Raw genomic sequence first — 23,504 nt, 5'->3', positions numbered from 1 at the left:
GCGCTTACCCGTTTCAATACTATTTTCCAAAAAAACAATTATTTAAATGTTTTTTATGGAATAAAGGCATCGTCAAAAGTGTGAACGAAAGTAGTTTTCGTTTGTTGTTTTGTCACCATCTTAACCGTAGGCGTTAACGTACCAGCAAACTCACCCTGGACATTGTCTAAGAAGGCTTCAACAAAGCCACCTGGCATCATGTACCAAGAGTAAGCTTGTTCATTATTCTCAGGCGGATTTGCCAACACTAAACCACTTCCATTTAGTGGAATATAGTCACTGCGAATTGACGGGCCAACAAAGCCGTATAGCCCATCTACACCAGCATCTTGAAGCGCAGGTGAAAAGGTAAATTTATGGCTGATAGTCCATAGGTATACGAGTCCGCCAGAGAACGTTGCATGGGGGCGTTCTAGCTGTTGGTTAGTACAGTTAGCATGCAAGATGGGCGGAAGAAGCTCAAACTCCGTCATACTATCTTCATTAGCAACGGCAAGGCCTATGTTACCGTTATAATATTTAGCCTGTGGGCTTACTGGAAGTGAACTGTCGTTCGCTGCCGCTGGATTAGCGCCATAAGGACCAGGGTTGACGGGATTAGTTACGCCATCGGTTGTACCGCAAGCAACTTCTTCACCTGGACTATTGCCTTCAAACAACATATAGACTTGACCGTCCTGCGGGTTTTTAAATACCCACGGGTCTCTGAAACCATAGATGATGGGGCCAGCTTTTGATTGCTCAAGCGTTTGATACATTTCGCCATCCGCCTCAGCGATTATTTCGTGCTCGCTCCAGTCGCTAAAAGAAATACCGTTTGAATCTGCAGAGATGGTTGCACTAGCCACAACGAGCTTTTGGGTAAAATATTCAGCATCATTCGGTCCAGCGCCTTCGCTACCCGAGGCCGTGTAGTAAAAGTAGACCTTGTTACCAACGAGGATAGTCGAGCCTGCCCATTCTCTTAGCCCCGGCGTATCAACGTCTTCGGGGAAAACATCACCTTGGTAGTCCCAGCTTTTCCCATCGCGTGAAATCGAGTAACCAATCTCAGCGGTCCAATGACGCTGTGGAAAATCTAAATCTCTGTCAGCAGTTAACGAGAATATAACTTTATAACCTTTATAATTGACGGTTCTAGAGTCTAAGTTTGTCATCGGCCAGGTGTCCCAAATCCAAACTTCGTCAGTAACAATATCTACCGGCATCTCTTCTAAAAGAGGTAAGGTGTTATCCTCTGTTAACTCAATCTTTGCTGCATCATCTCGGGTCCAAGCGTCAGTATAGTCGCCCCACGCTGGGTAGCTCATCTGTTTTCTCGGATTTTCCGATGGTGCAGCATGTGCTGATCCTAGCAGACCTATGCCAATTGCTAAGGTCGTTGAACAAGTCAAAAACGTTTTTTTAAAAGTCATATAAACAGTCCTGTAATTACGATTAAGAAAGATAGTCATCCTCGGTCTATCTATCTCACATTCAGCATGTGGTATGCCAAGTGTTGTTTTTGATTTTTCATCTACATGATAATTATAGATAATTTAGGGTTTTGGTGATTTTTTAGAGTTAGAGGTGATGCTAAGTTTGAAGGTATAAGGCAACAGTTATACGTAAGTTATTCACCTTGACGGCAATCTTTACTTAATCGATTAAGTTTTATTGGGCGTTGTAAATAACTCCTAACAGGCTGACCTTTATGCATTTTTTCAACCTCTCAATTGTAGGTACGGTTGGTGAGATATATCGCAGAAGAAAAGTGTCGCAGTTGAGCATCATTTTTCAGGAGGGAATTATATTTACTTACAAGTCATTTCACGTAAATACTATCAAGATCATGGTTTTATGATACTTTATCGTAATTAAAAGTAGATATGGACATCATAAACCGTGAAGCGATTTGCAATCCTCCCTCTTCTTGCCTCTTTCTGTTCTTATGGCAGTACCTTTCAGTGCGAAGGTGAGTTTGAGTGGCTAAAAAGTACGTTTGAAAACAACGATGCCGGTTTTCAATATAGCGTCGAAAAAAAAGGGCAGGACCTTTATTCCGCCCACAATAATGCGATCTTGGCTCGAACAAAGAGTGCAAAAAGCGAAGCGCAATGCCACTCGGTGCTTAACGACTGGCTTACGTTTTTTCGCAAGGGGCATGTTGGTCTTGTACTAAATACGAATGTTACAGAGGAAGCGGTACGCGAATCGGCAGTGCATGATTTCGATTTATCGGCATTTAAACAGTATTTAAAAAGTAAACGTGAGGAAACCCTTGAAGGGATTTGGCAATTCTCAAGTTATATGGTTGCGCTAAAAAAAGAGGGTAATGTCCATAAAGCTTATATCGTTGAAAGTACCAACCCTTCATGGAAGGCGGGGCAAGTAAAGTTCATCCTTAACGACCCTGCAGACAGCAATACTGCAAAAGTGACGTTTTTTATGGGCGATCACTCCGCCCGACAAATCGATACCATGACGCTCTTAGGTAACAATGAAGTGGTGTTGGGAAACAGCTTTATCGTTATGTCGCGTCAGGAGCCACGACAAGAATCATCGCCTGAAATAACGCGCTATGTTCGCCTGCTAAGCACAAACGCCCCGCTATTCGAGGAAATTTCAGAGAACACAGTGTTAGTTCGCATACCGGCTTTCGATCATGCCTTCAAAAAAGACATCGACGCGCTTATCGCTAAGCACCTAGACACAATTTTAAAAACCGAAAACCTCATTATCGACATCCGAGGAAACGGTGGTGGTAGTGACGTAAGCTATGCGTCGTTACTCCCTATTTTGTACACCAACCCTATTCGCACCGTAGGCATGGAATACCTATCTACCGAGCTTAACAACTCTAGAATGCTTGGCTTTTTGCAAAACCCTCATTTTAGTGAAGAAGAAAAGCAATGGGCCAAAGACGGGTATGACATACTTCAGCAACACATTGGCAGCTACATCAATATTGATGACGACGTAACGGTGAAGACATTCGATAAAATTGAACCCTTGCCGAAGAGTATTGGTGTACTTGTTGATTCAAGTAATGGCAGCACTGCTGAGCAGTTCTTGCTGGCGGCTAAACAAAGCAAGAAAGTAAAGCTGTTTGGGCAAACCACAGCAGGTGTGCTTGATATCTCAAACATGTATCAAACTGATTCACCGAGCGGTGTTTTTACCTTGCATTACAGTCTCACCAAAAGTTTGCGCATTCCCCATATGGCCATTGATGGCGTAGGCATTCAGCCTGACTACTATCTTGACAGTGAACTTCCCGTTTACGAGTGGACGTCTTATGCGCAAAAGATACTCGAAGGCATGTAAGCCCTTATAAACGGTAAGCATACGGTAATTTGCGAGTAACTAAGACCAAACAGGTTCATTTGTCTGGGGTTTTCCATTATGGTGCGTCATCAAAATAATAATGGACCAACATTTATGGATTCGACGTCTAGCCCTAGCCTGTTTCAGCGCTATATGAATGGCAGTTTGGTACTGCAAATTATCATTGGTATCGTATGTGGTATCGCGATAGCGAGTTTTTCACCATCGGCAGCCCAATCAGCAGGGCTGTTGGGTAACTTATTTGTAAAAGCCCTTAAAGCCATCGCGCCGCTTTTGGTTTTCGTTTTAGTCATGGCGTCTATAGCCAACCATAAGCAAAACGAACAAACTTTTATAAAACCGGTGCTTGTACTTTACCTTATAGGCACACTACTGGCCGCGCTTACCGCCGTGTTGGCAAGTTTTGCATTTCCTACAAGTTTAAGCTTAGTCACCTCAGACATTAGCCAATCTGCGCCGAAAGGGGTCTCTGAAGTCCTTACCACGTTGCTTTACAACATGGTAGATAACCCGGTAAATGCGCTAGTAAACGGAAATTACATTGGTATTCTGACTTGGGCTGTAGGTCTAGGTTTAGGTCTTCGTCATGCTAGTGACGCAACGAAAGCGCTACTTCAAAACATAGCAGATAGTGTAACAACCGTAGTGGGTTTTGTTATCAAACTCGCGCCCTTCGGTATTTTCGGCTTGGTAGCCAATACCATTGCCACAACGGGCTTTGAAGCATTACTTGGCTACTCTCATTTGCTAACGGTACTTATTGGCGCAATGTTATTTATCGCCCTTGTGGCTAATCCGTTGTTGGTATTTTTGGCAACGAAAAAGAATCCGTACCCTCTCGTATTCAAGTGCTTAAAAGAAAGCGGCATTACGGCATTTTTCACCCGTAGTTCGGCGGCGAATATTCCGGTAAACATGGCGCTATGCAAACGCTTAAAGCTTGATGAGGACACCTATTCGGTATCTATCCCGTTAGGCGCGACCATCAATATGGCTGGGGCTGCGATCACAATCACCGTGTTAACGCTAGCTGCGGTTAATACTTTAGGTATTTCCGTAGACTTTCCCACCGCTGTGCTGTTAAGCGTTATCGCAGCAGTATCGGCATGCGGAAGTTCAGGCGTAGCAGGTGGTTCGTTATTGCTTATACCGCTTGCCTGTAGCCTGTTTAATATACCTAATGAAGTGGCTATGCAGGTAGTTGCGGTGGGCTTTATTGTTGGCGTTCTGCAAGACTCTGCCGAAACAGCACTCAATAGCTCCACCGACGTTTTGTTTACCGCCGCTGCGTGTGAAAGGGCAGGCGGCCAGTAAACATAAAAGAGTCAAACGTAAAAGCGTTAAACATGTTAAGTGTGCGAACTTATGGCATCTACCGCTTCAAAAATTAGTCGTGCAGCCAGTTTTGCTGTGCGGCTATCAATATCATAATTGGGGTTCATTTCTGCAACGTCACACAGTCTCCATTGGTACCCGTAAGTACTTTGTTGCTGTGCTAAAAAGTGCAGTGTGTTGATAACAAGCGTCGGGGAAATTCCCAACGCACTGGGCGCGCTAACGCCAGGTGCTTGTGCTGCTTGGAATGCATCTAAACATATGGTGACATAAAGCGCATCAATGTCTTTTAGCATCGGTGATAGCAGGTCATCTATTCGCTGCATACATAGCGACTCATCATTTAACGCCACATCGGTTAAATAACGGGTGTTAGACGCATTAGCAAAGTTAAATAGCGCCGGTGTATTGGCTGCTTTAGATACGCCCAAGCAAGTGTAATGAAACGGTGTGTCGTGAAGCTGGCAATGCTCGTACACTTGCCTAAATGGCGTACCTGAACTGCTGTTTGGAGATGGTTTTCTTAGGTCGAAGTGGGCGTCGAAATTAACGATACCAATGCGGGCATTTGGGGGGTTAGCCTTGAAAAGCCCTTGATAACTACCCCATGCGATTTCATGTCCCCCTCCCAGTCCAATGACTAATCCATCATTTTGCTTGAGGGCATAGCTGATGGCATCGGCATATTGGGTTTGTGCTTGGGCTAAGTTATCTTGGGCGGTAACATTCCCTAAATCCGCCAATGATGTGCTTGGCCAGTGCCAAGGCAAGTTTGCAAGCGCATGGCGAATAGCGTTTGGACCAGCAGCTGCACCTACGCGGCCTTTGTTAAATGCCACACCCAAATCACTTTCAAAACCAACAAGGGTAACGGAGTCGGCAAACGCAGTTTCGTCGCCTGCCTCGATTTCGCTGACTTTTTGATGCCAGCGCAGACCTTCATTTCCATCTTCAATGTCTACTCTGCCTTCCCATTCAAACATGTTTACCTTCCTTATAAACCGCCACAGGGCGGTGGCCATTAATACAATAGGCAAGCTCAGCGGGCGTTTCGATATCCCAAAGCGTTAAGTCAGCAAGCTTGCCTGCTTCAATGACACCTCGGTCGTGCAGCCCGAGTGCACTCGCCGCGTGCATCGTAGCGCCGCGTAGCGCTTCTTCTGGCGTCAGTTGAAACAGCACACACCCCATATTTATCGCGGTAAGGATAGAGGCTAACGGCGAACTACCTGGATTAAAGTCAGTCGCTAAGGCCATGGGCACATTGTGCGCCCTTAGGGCATCTACCGGCGGCTTTTGCACTTCGCTTAAATAGTAAAATGCGCCCGGTAACAGCACGGCAACGGTGCCACTTTGTGCAAGTAAAGGAATATCGCTGTCAGCTAAATATTCAATATGATCTACCGATAGTGCGCCGTACTTAGCTGCTAGAACTGCGCCTTTGCTGTCGCTAAGCTGCTCTACATGAGCTTTAATTGGCAAGCCATGCTTCTGTGCACTGCTAAATACACGTTCTGTTTGTGAAGTAGAGAAACCGATGGTTTCACAAAATACATCAACGGCATTAGCTAAGTTTTGCGAAGCAATGTGAGGAAGTGCCTCTTCACAAATAAAATTGATATACCCGTCTGGGTCCTCAGCGTATTCATTGGGCAGGGCGTGAGCGCCTAAATAGGTGGTTTGAATACTCACAGGAAGGTGCTGCTCAAGCGATTTAGCTACACGTAACATGCGCACTTCAGTGTCTAAATCCAGCCCATATCCTGATTTTACTTCAATGGTGGTAACACCTTCTTCGCACAATCGCTTTGCTCGCTTTATCGCGGTATTAAGCAAAGTGGGCTCATCTGCTCGTCGTGTTTTTTCCACCGTGCCTTTAATGCCACCGCCTCGTTGTGCAATGTCCACATAGCTTGCACCCTGTAAACGCATTTCAAATTCTTCGGCGCGGTTACCGCCGTAAACTAAATGAGTATGACAATCTATAAAACCAGGCAATAGCCAAGGAAGTTTAGTTTTATCTCCCTCATTTTGCGGAATGAGAGTAGTGGCGTCTATGACGGTATTGGCTTGCTGGAATACTTCGCCCAGTGCGTCATCGCAAGGAATTAACGCAGCAATTCTGCCGGCTGCTATGGCAATAGCATGTGGCGGTAGTTCGCCATAAGGTAAGCCGTTGTCTTGCATAGACGCAATGCGAACATTGTAAATAAGCGTGTCGTACTGATAACCCATAACGTGGTCCACTCTAAGTCACTCTTTGTTCAACTCTCTGTCTAATTCTTTGTTTAGCTCTATCCAGAGTCACTACTGAAAGTAGTGTAAATTTTGAAGTTAGTGTACTTGTGCATACTTGTATATACAAGTATGCTGTTAGCATACTATTAACAATTTAGTTGTGACTTTACGATATGCAACCTCGATACAGGGTAATTAAAGCGGCAATTTTAGATGCCATTGAAAACGGTGACATGAAGCCAGGCAGTCAGGTGCCCTCGGAAAATCAGCTAGCGCAACAACACAGTGTTAGCCGGATGACTGCGCGAAGAGCACTAAGTGAAATGGTGGACGAAGGCATTTTGATGCGTAGCCAAGGGATCGGCACTTTTGTGTCGGATAGTCGCCCTATGAGCTCAATGCTAGAAATTAAAAGTATTCGCGATGAAATTGAGCAGCGAGGCCACCGTTACACCAACGAAATTTTAGTATTGGAAACCGCGCCCGCCAGTGATGCCATTTCCCAGCGCTTGGCCGTCGATTTAGGTGTTCCCGTGTTTCACAGCATTATTGTACATTGCGAGAATAACTTACCTGTTCAGTATGAGGACAGGTGGGTTAATCCTGCATGGATAGACGATTACTTAAATAAAGATTTTAAAGCGCAAACCGCAAACTTTTATTTGAATCAAGTCGCGCCCCTTTCACAAGCCGATAATAGTGTAGAGGCGGTGGTTGTCGAAAAAGATATTGCGCAGGCGCTATTAATCAAACCCAAAGAACCATGCCTTAAAATTACACGACGGACATTCTCCCGAGTGCCGAATGCGTTAAACAACCATTTAAGTGATAGCGGCGAGTCGCTATCAGCTAAGACGAGCGCAAAAAATACATCAAGTGCTGTCGTTAGCTACGCCGTTCTCTATCACCCAGGTAGTCGATACCGTCTGGGAGGACATCTAGAGTTCTAAGTATTACTGCGCCGTAGGCGCCAACAACTCGCTACATTTTTAAGACAGATACTTCCTAATAAAAATATAAATCGGCAAGTCAAAAAATATGCCTAGGAGAAGTTTATGAAACGCCTCGACCCTACAAGAGATATTCGTGCCCCAAGAGGCAGTAAGCTCAACGCGAAGAGCTGGCAAACCGAAGCCCCGCTTCGCATGTTAATGAATAATTTGGATCCGGAAGTGGCGGAGCACCCGCAAAACCTTGTGGTTTACGGCGGTATTGGTCGAGCTGCCCGTGATTGGGCGTCGTACGATAAAATTGTTGAAGTACTCAAGCGCTTAAATACCGACGAAACGCTACTTATTCAATCAGGCAAACCGGTTGGCGTATTTCCCACTCATGAAAATGCGCCGCGAGTACTTATAGCTAACTCTAACCTTGTCCCTCACTGGGCAAACTGGGAGCACTTTAACGCGCTAGATAAAGCGGGTTTGATGATGTACGGGCAAATGACGGCAGGGTCGTGGATTTACATTGGCTCGCAGGGCATTGTTCAAGGCACGTATGAAACCTTTGTAAGCGTGGCGAAAACACATTTTGAAGGTAGGGCTGAAGGGCGCTGGATTTTAACTGGCGGATTGGGTGGAATGGGCGGTGCACAGCCCTTGGCCGCGACAATGGCGGGTTTTTCTATGGTGGCGGTAGAGGTTGATGAAACCCGTATAGACTTCAGAATTCGAACAGGTTATTTAGACAAAAAAGCACATTCGTTAGAAGAGGCTTTAGCCTTTCTAGATGAGGCCAGGCAAGACGGTAAGCCAGTATCAATAGGTTTGCTTGGAAATGCTGCAGAGGTATTCCCAGATATGTTAGAGAAGGGGATTATCCCTGACGTAGTAACCGATCAAACGAGTGCCCACGACCCTCTAAACGGCTATCTGCCAGTGGGTTGGACCCTAGATCAAGCCGAAGCGCAACGTAAAAAAGATGAAGCGTGTGTTGTTAAACAAGCAAAACAGTCGATGGCGCTGCAAGTTAAAGCCATGCTTGGCTTTCAGCAGGCGGGTGCCGCCACCCTCGATTACGGCAACAACATCAGGCAGATGGCACTAGAAGAGGGCATTGAACATGCTTTCGATTTTCCGGGGTTTGTTCCTGCCTATATTCGACCGCTTTTCTGTCAGGGCATAGGACCTTTTCGATGGGCGGCTTTATCTGGTGACCCAGAAGATATTTATAAAACTGATGCCAAGGTTAAAGAGCTCATACCCAACAATCCACATCTACATAACTGGTTAGATATGGCTAAAGAACGTATTCAGTTTCAAGGCCTGCCCGCGCGTATTTGCTGGGTGGGACTAGGGGAACGCCAAAAGCTAGGGTTAGCATTTAATGAAATGGTTCGAAGTGGTGAGCTTAGCGCGCCAGTCGTGATTGGTCGGGATCATCTTGATTCGGGCTCAGTGGCATCACCGAATAGAGAAACTGAGGCCATGCTTGATGGTTCAGATGCTGTTTCAGACTGGCCGCTACTAAACGCCCTGTTAAATACAGCGGGTGGCGCAACCTGGGTAAGCCTTCACCATGGAGGCGGTGTAGGTATGGGCTTTAGTCAGCACTCGGGCGTTGTAATAGTGTGTGACGGCACTGATGAAGCGGCCGAGCGTATAGCCCGAGTACTCCACAATGATCCTGCCACAGGCGTGATGCGTCATGCCGATGCAGGCTACGACATAGCGAAAGACTGCGCTGCTGCGCACAACCTCGACCTTCCTATGATAGATTGTGCGGGTAGCACTCAGGAAGGGAGTGGTAGAGGTCTAAACCAACACGCAGTTAAAGCTTCAGATAAAAAGTCTGACAAACGTTCAGGCGGGGAGGCGTAATCGTGTCACATTCGTCTTTCTACACTGATAACGCTGGCGTTAAGCAGTTAAACCTTGTACCAGGCACACTGACTCTTGAACAATTAAGAGAAGTGCATAGACATCATATCCACTTGTCGCTGGATGAGAGTGCAATACCCGCTATAAACGCCGCCGAGCAAGCTGTGCTCAATGTAATTAAAGAGAACCGAACTGTTTATGGCATTAATACTGGCTTTGGTTTGTTGGCTAATACGCGTATTAATGTTGATGAGTTGGAGTTATTACAGCGCAGTATCGTGTTATCGCATGCGGCCGGTACGGGCGATTTTATGCAAGAAGATACTGTCCGCCTGCTCATGTTATTAAAAATAAACTCTTTGGCCAGGGGGTATTCAGGCATTCGGTTAAGTGTAATAGAAGCGCTGATTACTTTGTTTAATGCACAGGTTTATCCCGCCATTCCTGAAAAAGGTTCGGTCGGGGCCAGTGGAGACCTCGCACCGTTAGCCCATATGAGCGTGGTGCTGCTAGGAGAGGGGGAAGCCTTTTTCAAAGGAGTGCGAATTAGTGCGGCCAAAGCACTTGAAATAGCAGGTATGCAGCCTATTGCCCTTGCGCCTAAGGAAGGCTTGGCGTTATTAAACGGTACACAAGCGTCGACAGCGTTTGCGCTTCAAGGGTTGTTTTACACTGAAAATGCCCTTCATAGTGCTATTGGCATTGGTGCGCTAACAGTGGAGGCGGCCCTTGGCTCTCGCGTGCCGTTTGATGCACGGATCCATGAAGTTCGCGGTCATAAGAGTCAGTGCGATGTGGCTGCCGCCTTTAGATTTCTTCTTGATACATCTGAAATTGGGAATTCTCACCAGCGATGTGAAAAGGTACAAGACCCTTACTCTTTGCGTTGTCAGCCACAGGTTATGGGCGCCTGTTTACAGCAAATGCGCTATGCCAAAGATATTTTAGAGGTTGAAGCCAATGGTGTTAGCGATAACCCTCTGGTCTTCGTTGAAAGTGGCAGCGATACTGCCACGCCAGAGGGAGATATTTTATCCGGCGGAAATTTTCATGCAGAAACTGTGGCGATGGCGGCAGATATGTTAGCAATTGCACTTTCTGAAATTGGCGCGCTATCAGAGCGCAGAATGTCGCTTATGATAGATACCCATTTAAGCGGCCTACCGCCGTTTCTCGTTGAAAATGGCGGAGTAAATTCAGGGTTCATGATTGCTCAGGTAACCTGTGCGGCACTCGCTAGCGAGAATAAAACCTTGGCGCACCCTGCATCAATCGATTCTTTGCCAACGTCGGCGAATCAAGAAGACCATGTATCTATGGCAACGTTTGCGGCGCGAAGGTTGAGAGATATCTTTGATAATGTAGCTGGTATATTGGCCATTGAATGGTTAGCGGCCTGTCAGGGAGTAGATTTCAGAAAGCCGCTTGCAACAAGCGAAAAGCTGCAGGTGCTGATGCAGCTATTAAGAGAGCAAGTACCGTTTTACGACAAAGATCGCTATTTCGCGCCGGACATTGAAAAAGCAAAGCAACTGATTAAGCAATGCGACCTTATGGATAAGACACAGTTAAACCTGTTAGGCTAGAATGATCCAGGCTTGGTATTTCGAGTAAACACAATGCAGATCATAAATAAGGTGACGGTGGGAAAAGTATGAAAACAAATGGACGTTGGTTCAATTCGCAAGAGGCTCGTACTTCTATGAATGGCAATTTTGTGAAAAGCTCCCTATTGGGTTTACTCGCTACTTCAGTATTTACATTGGCGGGCTGTAGCGACAGTGAAGTGGGCGATGTATCGCTAGGGCTTTTTACTACAAAGGATATTAAGATTGACGCGCTTCAAGACCCTGTAGTGACTGGCGTAACCTGTCATATTTCAAGTATTGAAGCGAACCTGGATTTGTCAGACCCGTCAGACAGTTCTATCGCGTGCAGACAAACTGGTCCCATTACCGCTGAAATGCTAGAGGCTATTGATAAATCTGATTCAGGTGAAGTGATCTTCAAAAAATCAAAAAGCGTGTTTTTCAAAAACATGAAGCTTAGAAGAATTTACGATGCCGATTCAAAAACACTGATTTATCTGTCTTACAGCACCAAAGAAACATCGGGCAGCTACAAACATAGCTTGTCTACCGTTCCTCTATGGGAAACGCTCGCGTTTAAAAAGCCCGCCTGATTTTACAAATCGCGCTGACATTGCGGTTTTGTCAGCGATACCTGCTGTTTTAGGTACTACCAACATGCCCTCACTAGAAGGCATGTTGGTATACAACTTTGAATGTCGCTTGCATTGGATAGCCTATTGCCAATCAAAGGACATTATTGAAAGCTGATGACAAGTAAGCGATAAGCGAAAAGAACTCGAATGCAAACTAGAAGAAGCGGGTGTATACCAGCATTGCATTAAGTGATGTGTCATCATCGGTTAATGGGCTGTCGCTAATACTGTCGTCAAAGAATGTCGCACCTAGCTCTAAACGCGTCATGCCTTTGAAGAACTGCCGTGTAGACACTGCAATACGAATTTCAGTATTCAAGGCCCCATCACCATTATAAGCGCTGCGAAATGCAGTGGCTTCTTCTGGGCGAACGCCGTAGTAGTAATCTACATAGTTACTATCTTGGTAGTTTACGCCTATGGATGGTTCTATCATGTACTGGTCTATTCTAAATTGCTTGCCAATGCGGGCTGATGCTTGATACCCGTCAAACTTGCCTAATATATCCGCGTTGGTGGAAAGTGAATAAACCCAGCCACCGGTATTGTAATTAAGCCCTATCCCAGCGGCGTAGCTAAAATCTCTGTCTTCCATGCCGGTGAAGACGGCGCTATCGTCTTCTTCATAGCCTGCAAAAACAGGCACCAGTTGGGCGTCTAGCGTAAAACCGTCTTGCTGGAAGAGTTGATAGCCCACAAAAGGGCCGTACACGCGAAGTTTTTCGCCCGTGTAGCCAATGATAGGTATTGGAACAATACGGTTGTCGAAATCGGTATACACGTCTTGAGACGCCGCCACGCCAAAACCCCACATCCATCCCTGAGGCTGTTGTGCATTTGGCGGTTGTTGAGCAAAGGCGGCCGCGGATAGTAATAATGATGAAGACAGGCTTGCTATGCCTAAATACGAAGAGAATTTCATGGTTACATTTCCTTTTTTAAAACAATACAGTTCAGGCTCAAGCTTCGATCAATATGCCGCACGTATTTAAGTACATGTTTCATTGTTGTGTGCGTTTTCCTTCACGTACCTATTCGAAAGTGTATTTTAATAACGCTATGTCTTTGGCGAAATGATCTGAAACTAGCTCAATTAATTCATCGTTGTAGTAACGGCGGTAATCTTCTCTGTTTTCAGCCTTTCTTTTATGGGGAAGTGTTTGAGTGGAAAGCGCTAAATGTGTGCATATATGTTTAAAGTCATTCTCTAGCTGTTCGTAATGCCCGATAAAATCGGTAAGTAAATTTCCACTGAGGTCCACAAGATAATCAGTTTGAAGCTGAAGCGAGGTATCTATGTGGTACTGATAAGGGCGTTCTTTATCAAACTTCCATTTCATAAAGCTTTCAAAGTCGTCTCGCCCTTGCATAACAGAAGGGCGTTCGCGTTTTATGTGATGAAAAGAACTCACCTGTAAATCCCACGGATTTCTCACAATGGCAAACTTGTAAAGTTGATTAAAGTAATCTTCAGGCAGCATCTCTTTAGCTGCTATGATACGTGAATGCCGAGGAAAGCGGCTTGCAATTTTGTGCCCCGTGAGCTGGCTCATTTTATTACAGATGAATTGAGGTAGCGCGTAGCGGTGGCCCCATCGATACTTTGAAAGCGCAGCGCGCACGCTGGTTCCTCCAGTTTTAGCAATATGCACAAATAAAAATTGCTTACTGTGTGATAAGAGCATTCTATTCCCCAATACGTATTAGAAAAACTTGGCTATCGATACACTCGGGCATGTTCTCGGCGTTCCAATCCGATAAGTATGGCGAGCATTTGTTACAGTGAGATTTATACGCTCCTATGCCTTTTTAATAATCGGCAAATAACTCGCTTCCAATATAATGTGAACCACTAATCCAAAAAGAGATGAAAACTAGTATCTCAACCGCGTATTTGTTCCGAGCCATAATGCTGGAAAAGGTCATAAACCCTTAGTGGCAGAAAAATGGTCTTTTAAATCAAAAAAGAGTATTAAATTAATGAGCTTTGAAATAAGGAAGTGAAATGAAGTTTGTGACAAAGTTGAGCATATTTATAACGGTATTAGCGCTTGTATCAGGGTGTGTTTCAAAAAGAGAAATAGACTCTCAAACGCGCATACCTTCTCAGCCTAACCGCGAAGAGGCAATAAAATCAGACGATAAAACGCCGGTTAAAGGCGTCGAAGGTACTGATAATGAAGACAATGGAGAGACTGTCGATGCGCAAAAACCCATTATAGGGCTTGTGATCAATGCTAAAAAATTCCCCACCCACACGCATATTGGTACAACTAAGTTCAACAACTTCACGAAAGAATATAATTATGACTGGCAGCTGCATGACACGGTTTTTACTATATTTGAAAAAGCAATAGAGCAAGGCAATCGGTTTGATGTAGTTGATATTTCATCTACGGTTGAAAGTACAGGAACGCTTGATTTCGTAAAGAGCGAAGATGGAAATATGGTCTTTAACAACAATCTAGCGTCGATGAGAAAGTCGCTTTTAGATAAGGGTATAACTCGCATTATAGTTATCAAAGAAGCGCCAACCGTTGCCATAACAGAGTGCGGTACTTATGGGTGTTCTGAACACAAAAGTAATGGTTTCGGCCTTTTCACTCGAAGCTTTTTAGGAACGGATTACTATGTTGCTTCAGCGAGTTTCGATGTAAGTATCGAGGGTTTAGACGAGCCGATAGACCTTACGGCACTTCCTGACTTTGCCCAGTTTAACGATGATGAATTTAAAAATAAGCGTATTGAAGAATTTGAAACGCCCGTTGATTTCGATGACGTCACCAATGAAGAACTGGCGCCGATCAGAAGTACAATTGTTGATTACTTCGAAGGGCTAGCTAAAAAGGTTAGTATGAACCTTTCTCGCCAATAGGGCATTGAAAGTGTATTTGGAAAAAGCGTTAGCTACGAAAAAGGGCATGTGTATGAATCACGTGCCCCTTAAATTTTGAACTGGCGGTGCTTGTATCGTCACCTTGTTCTAAAAGCCCCTACGCGTTCTCTTTATGCGCTAAGAACTCTTCATAATTACCGTCGAAGTGATTAAGCTGCTTATCCTTAATTTCGATAATTTGCGTCGCTAGCGATGAAACAAACTCGCGGTCGTGGCTTACAAAAATAACCGTGCCGTCAAATTTGTAGAGTGCATTGTTCAGCGCTTCAATCGATTCCATATCCATGTGGTTAGTAGGTTCATCCATCACCAATACGTTAATGTCTTCAAGCATTAATTTACCGAACAACAACCTGTTCTTCTCACCACCAGAGCATACCTGTACGCGCTTGTTAAAATCGTCAGACGTAAATAATAAACGGCCTAGCATGCCTTTGATCTGAAGGTCATCATGTTTAGGGCTGCGCCATTGGCTCATCCACTCAAACATTGTGATATCTTCTGCAAAGTACTTGGCGTTATCCTGTGGAATATAACCGATTGCAGCATTTTCTGCCCATTTGAAACTACCTGAGGTGGGTTCAATGTCGTTTACTAAACATTTTAGCAGCGTGGTTTTTCCTGCGCCGTTTTCACCGATAATAGCCAAACGCTGACCGGCTTCCAGAAGCAAATTTGCATCATCAAAAAGCGGAAGGTCTGGATAGCTATGGCCTAACTTTTCAAGGGTGATGGCAAGGCGGTGAAGCTTTTTGTGCTGCTTAAAGACAATGTATGGCTTGCGGCGGCTAGAGGCTTTCACTTCAGCAAGTTCAATTTTCTCCAAGCGACGAGCACGAGAGGTCGCTTGCTTTGCTTTTGAAGCGTTTGCAGAGAAGCGCGCTACGAAGCTCTGTAGTTCTTCAATTTCAGCTGACTTCTTCGCATTTTCAGCGTGAAGCTGCTCTTGAACTAGCATGGCCGCTTCGATGTAGTCATCGTAGTTGCCCGGATATACACGCAGTTCACCATAGTCGATATCAGCCATGTGTGTGCACACAGAATTAAGAAAGTGCCTGTCGTGCGAAATGATAAGCATGGTCGACTTACGTTTGTTAAGTTCGTCTGCCAACCAACTAATCGTATAGATATCCAGGTTGTTGGTCGGTTCGTCAAGAAGCAGAATGTCTGGTTCAGCGAACAGGGCTTGCGCTAAAAGTACACGCACTTTCTTGCCTGGCGCGACTTCTTTCATCAAACCAAAATGGTAGCTTTCGTCAATGCCAGCAGAATTTAAGATATCCCCAGCGCGGGCTTCAGCGGTATAACCGTCCATTTCGGCAAATTGGGTTTCAAGGTCGGCGACACGCATGCCGTCTTCTTCGCTCATATCCGCTTTGCTATAAATGGCGTCACGCTCTTGTTTAACTTCCCAAAGCTCGCGGTCGCCCATGATCACAGTATCGACAACGCTGAATTCTTCAAACGCAAACTGGTCCTGACTCAGAATGCCCAGCTTAGTGCCTGGTGACATAGAGACATTACCGGAAGAGGGCGTAAGCTTACCGCTCAGAATTTTCATAAAGGTTGACTTGCCACAACCGTTCGCGCCAATAAGGCCGTAGCGGTTGCCATTGCCGAACTTTGCGGAAATATTTTCAAATAATGGCTTAGAGCCAAACTGCATTGTAATGTTTGCGGTGGTAATCAAAACAGGTATCCAGGGGTAAAACGATGAGAAGAGATATTAACGATTAATTGCGTCGCTAATATTTAAAAGCGCGCGCACTATAAGGAATTGGAGGCGACATGTCGAGGGAATTTTGAACAGTTTTTAGTTCCCTTGGCGATAGAAAGTTGCACACTCCATTTCCACTGCGAATTACGGTACAAAAGCACATAGGAAAATAATGCATAAACGTAAAAATTTTACCCATTTCTTGAGTAAGCAGCTTTAGATTTATTCGAACGATAGATTTTTTAATAACGGCTGAGCTTGAGAGTACGCGATAGCCAAGCCGCTAACTACAAGGCTTTATTGAGTCGAGAAAATAAAAAAAGAACGCACTTAATGGCACGGTCTAAAATTTGCTACTAACTTAAATTGAGATGAAAACGCAGAACGCAATCGCGCCTGTGAAGTCAGTGCGAAGTTTTATGGAACCGTGCGTTAACTGCACCAATGACGCAGTTAACACAATGAAAAATAAAACTGGGCATTTTTAAAAAGGAAATCCTATGAAGTACTTGAAAAAAATCGCAATTGGTTGCTTTTCAGCAACGGTTTTAATGTCTGGCAGCGTGCACGCTGAGGCAATCAGTTCAGATGCCGTTATGCAAACTCAGGTTGCTCAGTATAATAAAACCCAGCTGATTAACATGGTTAATCGCTCTGATGTACAAAGCAAACTGGTTAGTTTGGGCGTTGATAGCAATGATGCCATTGCTAGAATTAATGCTATGACAGATAGCGAGATTGCACAGCTAAACGATGAAATAAACCAAGCGCCTGCGGGCGGTATTGTTGGGGCGGTACTTACTGTTCTTGCAGTGATTGCTATTTTAGACCTAGTTGGTGTAACCGACGTATATCCGTTTATTCGCCCAGTGAACAGCTAATTGAATGAATGGCATTATTAAGAAAGCCTGCTATCTTGCAGGCTTTTCACTTTTTCTGGTTTTGACTGGTTGCCAGTCTACTCCGCAAGCTGATCAGTTACGACAAGAGGGGCTTGCCTCCTTACCTGAATCTCATACTATTCACACAGTGCCATTTTTTCCACAGGAGCAGTATTACTGTGGGCCTACTACGTTATCTGAGGTGTTTGGGTATTACGGAAAAAATGTTTCTCCAGAAGAAATAGCACCTAAGTTGTTTATTCCAAATAAGGAAGGAAGTTTACAACTAGAAATGGTTACCGCTACGCGTCAGTATGGGCTTTTGCCATACACTGAACGCGGAACACTTTCTTCTTTATTGCAGTTTGTTAAAGACGACATACCGGTAGTCGTTTTCCAGAATTTATCTATACAACTACTCCCTCAATGGCATTATGCCGTTGTTATCGGATTCGATAGTGAGAAAGGCTCAGTAACATTACATACTGGTGTAACGCCAAACCATGAAATGTCTCTAGAATTGTTTGAAAGAACGTGGGGGAGGGGAAATTATTGGTATTTGACGCCTGTACCTCCTGGAGTAACGTCGTCTGAGATGACGCCATTTACGTATGTAAGCGCTGCCTACGATATGCTAAAAGTTGGCGATAAAGAGCAGGCATTAGCTTTCTTAGAAACTGCTACAAATCAATGGCCAGATTATTGGTTGAGTTATTTTTTAGTTGCAAATCACTATCTTTCTACTGATGACGATGAAGCCGTACGTTGGTTTGAAAAGGGCTACAACACGGGGAAAACGCAAAATGCTTATGTTCACAACTATATATTGGCTTTGAGGAAAAGCGGTGCAAGTTCAAAGGCCGACACGATTTTAACAGAGGCATTAGTGCAGTTCCCCAATGACGAAAAACTTATAGCGTTAAAGCGATCATAACAACTGTTGAGGTCGAACCACTCACTGCTAATGTACGGTTCCATTAGACAAAATTTGGTCTACTATTAAACCACGGTAGTAGGTTTCGTCTCGACTATGCAAAAGCATTTAAGCACTTCTTTTATTAATTATGATAACGGCATTGTTGTGTCGGAACTGCACGGCACTTTTAATCAGAAAAGCGCTGAAGAGTATCAAAAAGCACTTTTTTCATTAGTTATGAGTCTAAACAATCAGCCTTTTGCGCTGCTTGCTGACATCAGTCGTGTAGAAGGTGCTACGCCAGAAGCTTTCGATATTGTAAAACGCATTATTAATCGTCTGCCTGAATTCGGTTTGGTCGCCAAGGCTTATGTTTATAAAGGACCAGTGATCAAAGGGATGATGTTTCAGCGAATTCCAGAGCTTAAGCAATTGGAATATTCCTTTTTTACCAACCGTAATACGGCCTCCGATTGGCTTACCAAAGAATATCAACGACAGATTAGTTCTCACTCCTAAAGAACATTTGGTGTAAGTCTTGCGTAAACATTAGTTCATGAAAAGCACAACACCTTGATAGGAGCCATCACCAGTGAACAACATCAGTATTTTCGATAACGAGCAAACAGTTGCGATACTGGGGCTAGTTGGTGTTGTTATTGTGCTTTTCGCCATCAAGCGACTCATATTGGTGCGTTTGAAGGCAAAGGCGCGTTCAGAAACAAGCAGTATGTCAGATATCTATCGGGTGCTCGTACTGTCTTTAAACGCGCCTTTAAACCTACTAATTTTAATTATTTTTGCACAGTTAGTTAAAAGCATCATTGCGGTCTTTGGGGTTGAAAGCGAAGCGTCTATAAAAGCGCTTGATACGGCCATTGATGCTGGATTGATAATCACGCTAGTTCTCTTTTTCGAGAGATTTGTTACTTATTCACTGAAACGCTATCGTGACCAGTCTACTATTGTGAAAAATACCAGTGCTATCGCAGGTGGTGCTGTACGTGCTGTATTTGCCATATTAGCCATTCTCATTATTTTAAGCACCATGGGGGTGTCGGTAACGCCTGTGGTGGCGTCGCTGGGTATCACCTCTTTAGCGGTAGCCTTAGCACTTCAACCCACGTTAGAAAATTTCTTCTCAGGCATTCAATTGGTAATGGATAAGCCCATTCGCATTGGCGACTTTATTGAACTGGATTCGGGGGAACAAGGATTTGTCGAGAAAATAGGGTGGCGCTCTACGTGGGTCAGAATGCTGCCCAATAATATTGTTATTATGCCTAACAGTAAGTTATCTAACTCGAAGTTAATTAACTATTACTATCCTGAGCGGGAATTGTCGGTGCCGGTCGAGGTCGGCGTGCACTACAGTTCAGATTTAGATCACGTGGAAAAGGTATGTTTAGACGTAGCCAATACTATTTTAAAAGAGCATGAGTACGGGGTAGATACCTTTAAACCCTTTGTGTTGTTTCATACCTTTGATAACTCAAGCATAAATTTAACGGTGATGTTGAGAACCCGTGAATACTTTAATCGATTTTTTATCAAAAGCGCGTTTATCAAAATGCTGAAAAAGCGTTTTGACGAAGAGGGTATCGTTATCCCATTCCCAATTACTGCCGTTAATATTGAGCAGGAAGGCGCCGCTAATGTGTTGTCGACAAGGAATGGACAAACAAAGCCTCAGAGTTAAAAAAATGGTTACCTCAGGATACCGCTTTGTTGAATGCTTTAGTCTAGCTTGTTGGGCAATACTCCAAACAAAGCGAATGAAGAACCATCAAAAAAGCCACGTTAGAAGACGTGGCTTTGGCATTTACTCGCTATATCATTTATAGCGTATTAAAACGTATAGCGCGCTGATACACCTAGAAGGTCTACATCGTCGGCAATAACGTAAGTTGCACCGAACGAGAATTGTGGTGTGAAAAAGTAGTCAGCACCGATTTCAAAGGCAGTATCATCTTCTTCAATATCGATATAACGGATAGCACCTCGCAGTTCGAATTGCTCAGTAAGCATTGAACGAATACCTGCGGTAACGCCGTAACCGTTATCGTCTTCACCAGAAATGCCGTCTAGTTCTACATCTAAATTGACATACTCATAAGTAACTTCGCCAAAAAAGTCTGTATTAGCGGTTAATCCATAGCGGTAACCAATACCAGCTGAAGCATAATCTAAATCGATATCAACCCCAGCAACATCTTCACCAAGTTGACCGTAACGACCTGTTAGGTAGACGTTTTCGTTTAGTGATTTAAAGCCTTGAATTTGAAAACCATTTGGCTCGAAATCACCTGCGTCTTCTATGTCTGCTTGTACATACCCAGCTTTAACGAAGTCATATGAAGGCGAAGCTGCGAATGCATTTAAAGAAAGCGCGCCAAAGATACTGGCGAGAATAGTACGTTTCATTGTTTCTAATATCCTTTTAACAAAAAAACTTCCAACCACTTTTGGAAGCTTCAACACTATGGGGATGAGTTTTGAAAACCAAATAGGCTAGTACAAGAAGTTTTTGTTTATTGACTATAGCCAGCGCGGTTTTTAAGTTGTGATTGAAATTGCATTGTCGAAAGAATGAACAGTTAATGCTTCTTCAATGTGAAGCAGATAACGATACTGGCAACACTTAGTGCGGATGTAGTGTAGGCAAAAGAAGCTGTAGGCTCCATTTTAAAAAGGGTCACCGCGTATGCACCAATTGCAGCTCCTGTAAGATGAAAAAAGCCGGTCAATGCAGCTAAAAAGCCAGCAGAGGTGCCAGAAAAACCAAGAATAATAGTGACACTGCACGGCATTGCTATGCCAATAAAAAAGAAAACAACGTAGCTGAACCCCAATACTATTGCTAAAGCATTTAGGTTCAGCTGCACAGCGAGAAACCAAAATACAAGTGATAGCACGAATATAGATAGGCTGGATAGTCGAAACTTCTGCAACACAGGAGTGTCTATCAAACGAATATTCATCACACTGCCCAATACGAAGGATAGGGTTGCAAATAGCGAGTAGATTGAAAACATTGTTTTACTTAAACCGAACTGCTCCATCACCATAGAGGGCGCAGCCGTGATAAAGCTAAACACGATGCCATAAAGAAGCCCGCTCGCCATACCCACCGCGGCAATTTTTATAATTGATGCTTTGATAAGAACAAGTGTCTCGCTTAATACATTCTTTGAGCTAGAAGGAATGTATTGCGAAACGGTAGACATTACCGATAAAAGCAGTAAAAGCGCTACCGCACCCATCATCAAAACGAAGTAAAAGATGGCAGTAGTACTGAAAGACTCACCAATCATCGTGCCCACGAGTGGAGCGATGGCAGGGGCAACAGCGAATGCAATATTAGTTAACGAGAGAGAGGTATTTAGCTGTTTTTCAGAAAATATCTGTCTTGATAAACCGCGGGACACAGACACACCTACACCGCCGCCAAGGCCTTGGATGATACGCCCAATAAGAAAGGTTTTTTCAGTGTCGGCGAAAACGAGCATAATCGTTCCTGCGCCGAACACCAAAATGCCGCACAGCAAAAGTTTTTGCTTGTTGACATAATCGCAGACGATACCAAAGACAAGCTGTGACATAGAGAAGGCGACAAGAAAAATAGCAACGCTCTTCTCTATAACGCCAACGTGACTGTTATACATTACCGCTAAATCGTAAAAAAAGGGGCTATAAATACTCGTGGAAACTTGGCCCAATATAGAAAGTATGATGAAGGTGCCAGTTAGCAGATAGAAGGTATTGGAAGGCATTGACGACTTCATTAAATGACTAACCAGTATTTAAGTAACGAGTAAGGCAAATGCTACAGAGGTGATGTGACAGTTTTAGGCTCTTCATCATTAACGGGGGACATCCGCATTCATTAAACTGATTTTGCGAAGAATCATTTAATGGAGAGTACAGATGTCCCACGCAGGTACTATTTTAGGCATAAGTGAGTTAGAAATAGAACGTGTTCATCGACATGATTTTATTGAAGTGTGGGCAAAGCCCACTAAAAAGCCGTTATGCAAGCATTGTGAGAGTCAACATTTACGCATAAAAGCCACACATAAGCGTACTGTGAAGCACACGCGCCAAGGTAATCAGGTGCTAACGCTACATTTAAAGGTACCTAAGTATCATTGTCGATGCTGTGGTCGTTATTTCAGGCACCCTTTTGTTGGGATCCGGCCACGCTATCGAGCGTCGGAGTGCTTTCGCTTAGAAGTCTTTGAAGCGCACCACGGTGGTGTTACGCAGCGTGGTATCTCACGCACACATCGCATTAGTCCCACTACGGTAGAGCGTTGGTACCAATCACACATCAGCCAAAAATATAAAGAGATTATCAGTCGCCCCTGCCCAGAGATGCTGGGGATAGATGAACACTTTTTTACCCGTAAGAAGGGTTATGCGACGACGTTTGTAGATTTACGACATCGTAGTGTGTTTGATGTAAAACTGGGACGTTCTGAATTAAGTTTACGCTCGTACTTGCGCCACCTTCCCAATAAAGAAAACGTTAAGCTCATCGCGATAGACTTATCGGAAACCTATCGTGGTATTGCCAAACGCTATTTCCCTAATGCTGCGATAGTCGCTGACCGTTTTCATGTGGTGCGCTTGATAAACCATCACTTCTTAAAAGCGTGGCAGCAACACCACCCTGAAGGACGTAAGAATCGAGGTTTACTTAGTTTGATGCGACGACATCAATGGCATTTAAGCGAAGAGAAAAACAGCAATCTACAACGCTACTTAGCTGACTATCCGGTGTTAAAAACACTGTATGAGGTCAAACAGAAGCTCATCAGGTATATGCTGTTAAAGACTATGAATGAAAAACGAATGGAGAAGACATTACCGAGGTTCTTAGACTTGCTTGAACAGTTACATCACAGCCCACTTCGTGCACTGGCCAATACCTTAACTTCGTGGTTGCAACCTATCATCGCCATGTGGCGCTTTACACGAAACAACGGGATCACTGAAGGCTTCCACAACAAAATGGAAATGATATCAAGAAGAGCGTATGGTTTTAGAAACTTTGAAAACTATCGAATAAGAGTGATGACCCATTGTGGATGGGATGGTGTTATCAATCGTGTAAGGTGAATGCTGATCCCCCGTTTATGGGGTAGAGCC

Annotated in this window: 20 protein-coding genes; 12 read left to right on the top strand and 8 right to left on the bottom strand. The window is 44.2% G+C overall.

Annotation, left to right across the window (positions count from 1 at the left end; genetic code table 11):
• Positions 1–53 precede the first annotated feature (53 nt).
• Entirely contained in the window at positions 54–1,310 is a 1,257-nt protein-coding gene (locus C6Y39_RS07195; RefSeq protein WP_167390633.1) for a glycoside hydrolase family 68 protein, read from the bottom strand.
• Between the two features lie 574 nt (positions 1,311–1,884).
• On the opposite strand from C6Y39_RS07195, the gene C6Y39_RS07190 reads away from it, so the two are divergent.
• Both C6Y39_RS07190 and sstT read left to right on the top strand, forming a co-directional pair.
• Entirely contained in the window at positions 1,885–3,306 is a 1,422-nt protein-coding gene (locus C6Y39_RS07190; RefSeq protein WP_105930613.1) for a S41 family peptidase, read from the top strand.
• Between the two features lie 114 nt (positions 3,307–3,420).
• Positions 3,421–4,641, top strand: a complete 1,221-nt coding sequence (gene sstT / locus C6Y39_RS07185) for a serine/threonine transporter SstT (RefSeq protein WP_105930837.1) — start codon at positions 3,421–3,423, stop codon at positions 4,639–4,641.
• Between the two features lie 35 nt (positions 4,642–4,676).
• Here the strand turns inward: sstT and hutG are convergent, their stop codons facing one another.
• Positions 4,677–5,645 (bottom strand): formimidoylglutamase, encoded by a 969-nt coding sequence (hutG, locus tag C6Y39_RS07180; RefSeq protein ID WP_105930612.1) that lies wholly within the window; start codon positions 5,643–5,645, stop codon positions 4,677–4,679.
• The gene (gene hutI, locus C6Y39_RS07175; RefSeq protein ID WP_167390638.1) at positions 5,638–6,897 is read right to left on the bottom strand and encodes an imidazolonepropionase; all 1,260 of its coding nucleotides are present in this window, start codon (positions 6,895–6,897) and stop codon (positions 5,638–5,640) included. Before hutI ends, hutG begins: the two co-directional genes overlap by 8 nt.
• Before the next feature lie 176 nt (positions 6,898–7,073).
• Here hutI and C6Y39_RS07170 point away from each other — a divergent pair, with 176 nt between their 5' ends.
• The 4 genes from C6Y39_RS07170 to C6Y39_RS07155 all read left to right on the top strand — a co-directional run bounded on the left by C6Y39_RS07170 (position 7,074) and on the right by C6Y39_RS07155 (position 11,901).
• Positions 7,074–7,850 (top strand): UTRA domain-containing protein, encoded by a 777-nt coding sequence (locus C6Y39_RS07170; protein WP_105930610.1) that lies wholly within the window; start codon positions 7,074–7,076, stop codon positions 7,848–7,850.
• Positions 7,851–7,955: 105 nt separating this feature from the next.
• Positions 7,956–9,719: a urocanate hydratase gene (gene hutU, locus C6Y39_RS07165; RefSeq protein ID WP_240618830.1), complete on the top strand. Its 1,764-nt coding sequence runs from the start codon at positions 7,956–7,958 to the stop codon at positions 9,717–9,719.
• 2 nt (positions 9,720–9,721) lie between these two features.
• Complete coding sequence (gene hutH, locus C6Y39_RS07160) at positions 9,722–11,305, top strand: histidine ammonia-lyase (RefSeq protein ID WP_105930609.1); 1,584 nt, start codon at positions 9,722–9,724, stop codon at positions 11,303–11,305.
• A 68-nt stretch (positions 11,306–11,373) separates the two neighbouring features.
• Entirely contained in the window at positions 11,374–11,901 is a 528-nt protein-coding gene (locus C6Y39_RS07155; protein WP_105930608.1) for a CreA family protein, read from the top strand.
• 196 nt (positions 11,902–12,097) lie between these two features.
• Here the strand turns inward: C6Y39_RS07155 and C6Y39_RS07150 are convergent, their stop codons facing one another.
• Complete coding sequence (locus tag C6Y39_RS07150; RefSeq protein WP_105930607.1) at positions 12,098–12,865, bottom strand: MipA/OmpV family protein; 768 nt, start codon at positions 12,863–12,865, stop codon at positions 12,098–12,100.
• 109 nt (positions 12,866–12,974) lie between these two features.
• A complete protein-coding gene (locus C6Y39_RS07145) occupies positions 12,975–13,628 on the bottom strand; it encodes a sulfotransferase family 2 domain-containing protein (RefSeq protein ID WP_105930606.1) in 654 nt (217 codons plus the stop codon).
• A gap of 320 nt (positions 13,629–13,948) precedes the next feature.
• Between C6Y39_RS07145 and C6Y39_RS07140 the strand changes: the two genes are divergently transcribed.
• Positions 13,949–14,818 (top strand): hypothetical protein, encoded by an 870-nt coding sequence (locus tag C6Y39_RS07140; protein ID WP_105930605.1) that lies wholly within the window; start codon positions 13,949–13,951, stop codon positions 14,816–14,818.
• 118 nt (positions 14,819–14,936) lie between these two features.
• On the opposite strand, the gene C6Y39_RS07135 is transcribed toward C6Y39_RS07140, so the two are convergent.
• Positions 14,937–16,529, bottom strand: a complete 1,593-nt coding sequence (locus tag C6Y39_RS07135) for an ABC-F family ATPase (protein WP_105930604.1) — start codon at positions 16,527–16,529, stop codon at positions 14,937–14,939.
• A gap of 527 nt (positions 16,530–17,056) precedes the next feature.
• Between C6Y39_RS07135 and C6Y39_RS07130 the strand changes: the two genes are divergently transcribed.
• From C6Y39_RS07130 to C6Y39_RS07115, 4 genes are all read left to right on the top strand, one after another.
• Entirely contained in the window at positions 17,057–17,437 is a 381-nt protein-coding gene (locus C6Y39_RS07130; RefSeq protein WP_105930603.1) for a DUF6627 family protein, read from the top strand.
• A 4-nt stretch (positions 17,438–17,441) separates the two neighbouring features.
• Entirely contained in the window at positions 17,442–18,371 is a 930-nt protein-coding gene (locus C6Y39_RS07125) for a PA2778 family cysteine peptidase (protein WP_105930602.1), read from the top strand.
• A 96-nt stretch (positions 18,372–18,467) separates the two neighbouring features.
• Complete coding sequence (locus C6Y39_RS07120) at positions 18,468–18,872, top strand: hypothetical protein (RefSeq protein WP_105930601.1); 405 nt, start codon at positions 18,468–18,470, stop codon at positions 18,870–18,872.
• A 73-nt stretch (positions 18,873–18,945) separates the two neighbouring features.
• Entirely contained in the window at positions 18,946–20,052 is a 1,107-nt protein-coding gene (locus C6Y39_RS07115; protein WP_105930600.1) for a mechanosensitive ion channel family protein, read from the top strand.
• Between the two features lie 149 nt (positions 20,053–20,201).
• Here the strand turns inward: C6Y39_RS07115 and C6Y39_RS07110 are convergent, their stop codons facing one another.
• Both C6Y39_RS07110 and C6Y39_RS07105 read right to left on the bottom strand, forming a co-directional pair.
• Positions 20,202–20,777: an outer membrane beta-barrel protein gene (locus C6Y39_RS07110; RefSeq protein WP_105930599.1), complete on the bottom strand. Its 576-nt coding sequence runs from the start codon at positions 20,775–20,777 to the stop codon at positions 20,202–20,204.
• A 173-nt stretch (positions 20,778–20,950) separates the two neighbouring features.
• Complete coding sequence (locus C6Y39_RS07105; protein ID WP_105930598.1) at positions 20,951–22,138, bottom strand: MFS transporter; 1,188 nt, start codon at positions 22,136–22,138, stop codon at positions 20,951–20,953.
• Between the two features lie 142 nt (positions 22,139–22,280).
• Here C6Y39_RS07105 and C6Y39_RS07100 point away from each other — a divergent pair, with 142 nt between their 5' ends.
• Positions 22,281–23,474 carry an ISL3 family transposase gene (locus tag C6Y39_RS07100; RefSeq protein WP_105929417.1) on the top strand — a complete coding sequence of 398 codons (1,194 nt, stop codon included), beginning with the start codon at positions 22,281–22,283 and terminating at the stop codon, positions 23,472–23,474.
• Positions 23,475–23,504 lie beyond the last annotated feature (30 nt).

This window comes from Alteromonas gracilis, from assembly GCF_002993325.1.
In the GTDB taxonomy this organism is placed as follows: Bacteria; Pseudomonadota; Gammaproteobacteria; order Enterobacterales; family Alteromonadaceae; genus Alteromonas; species Alteromonas gracilis.
This window is presented reverse-complemented; position numbering and strand designations above follow the sequence as displayed.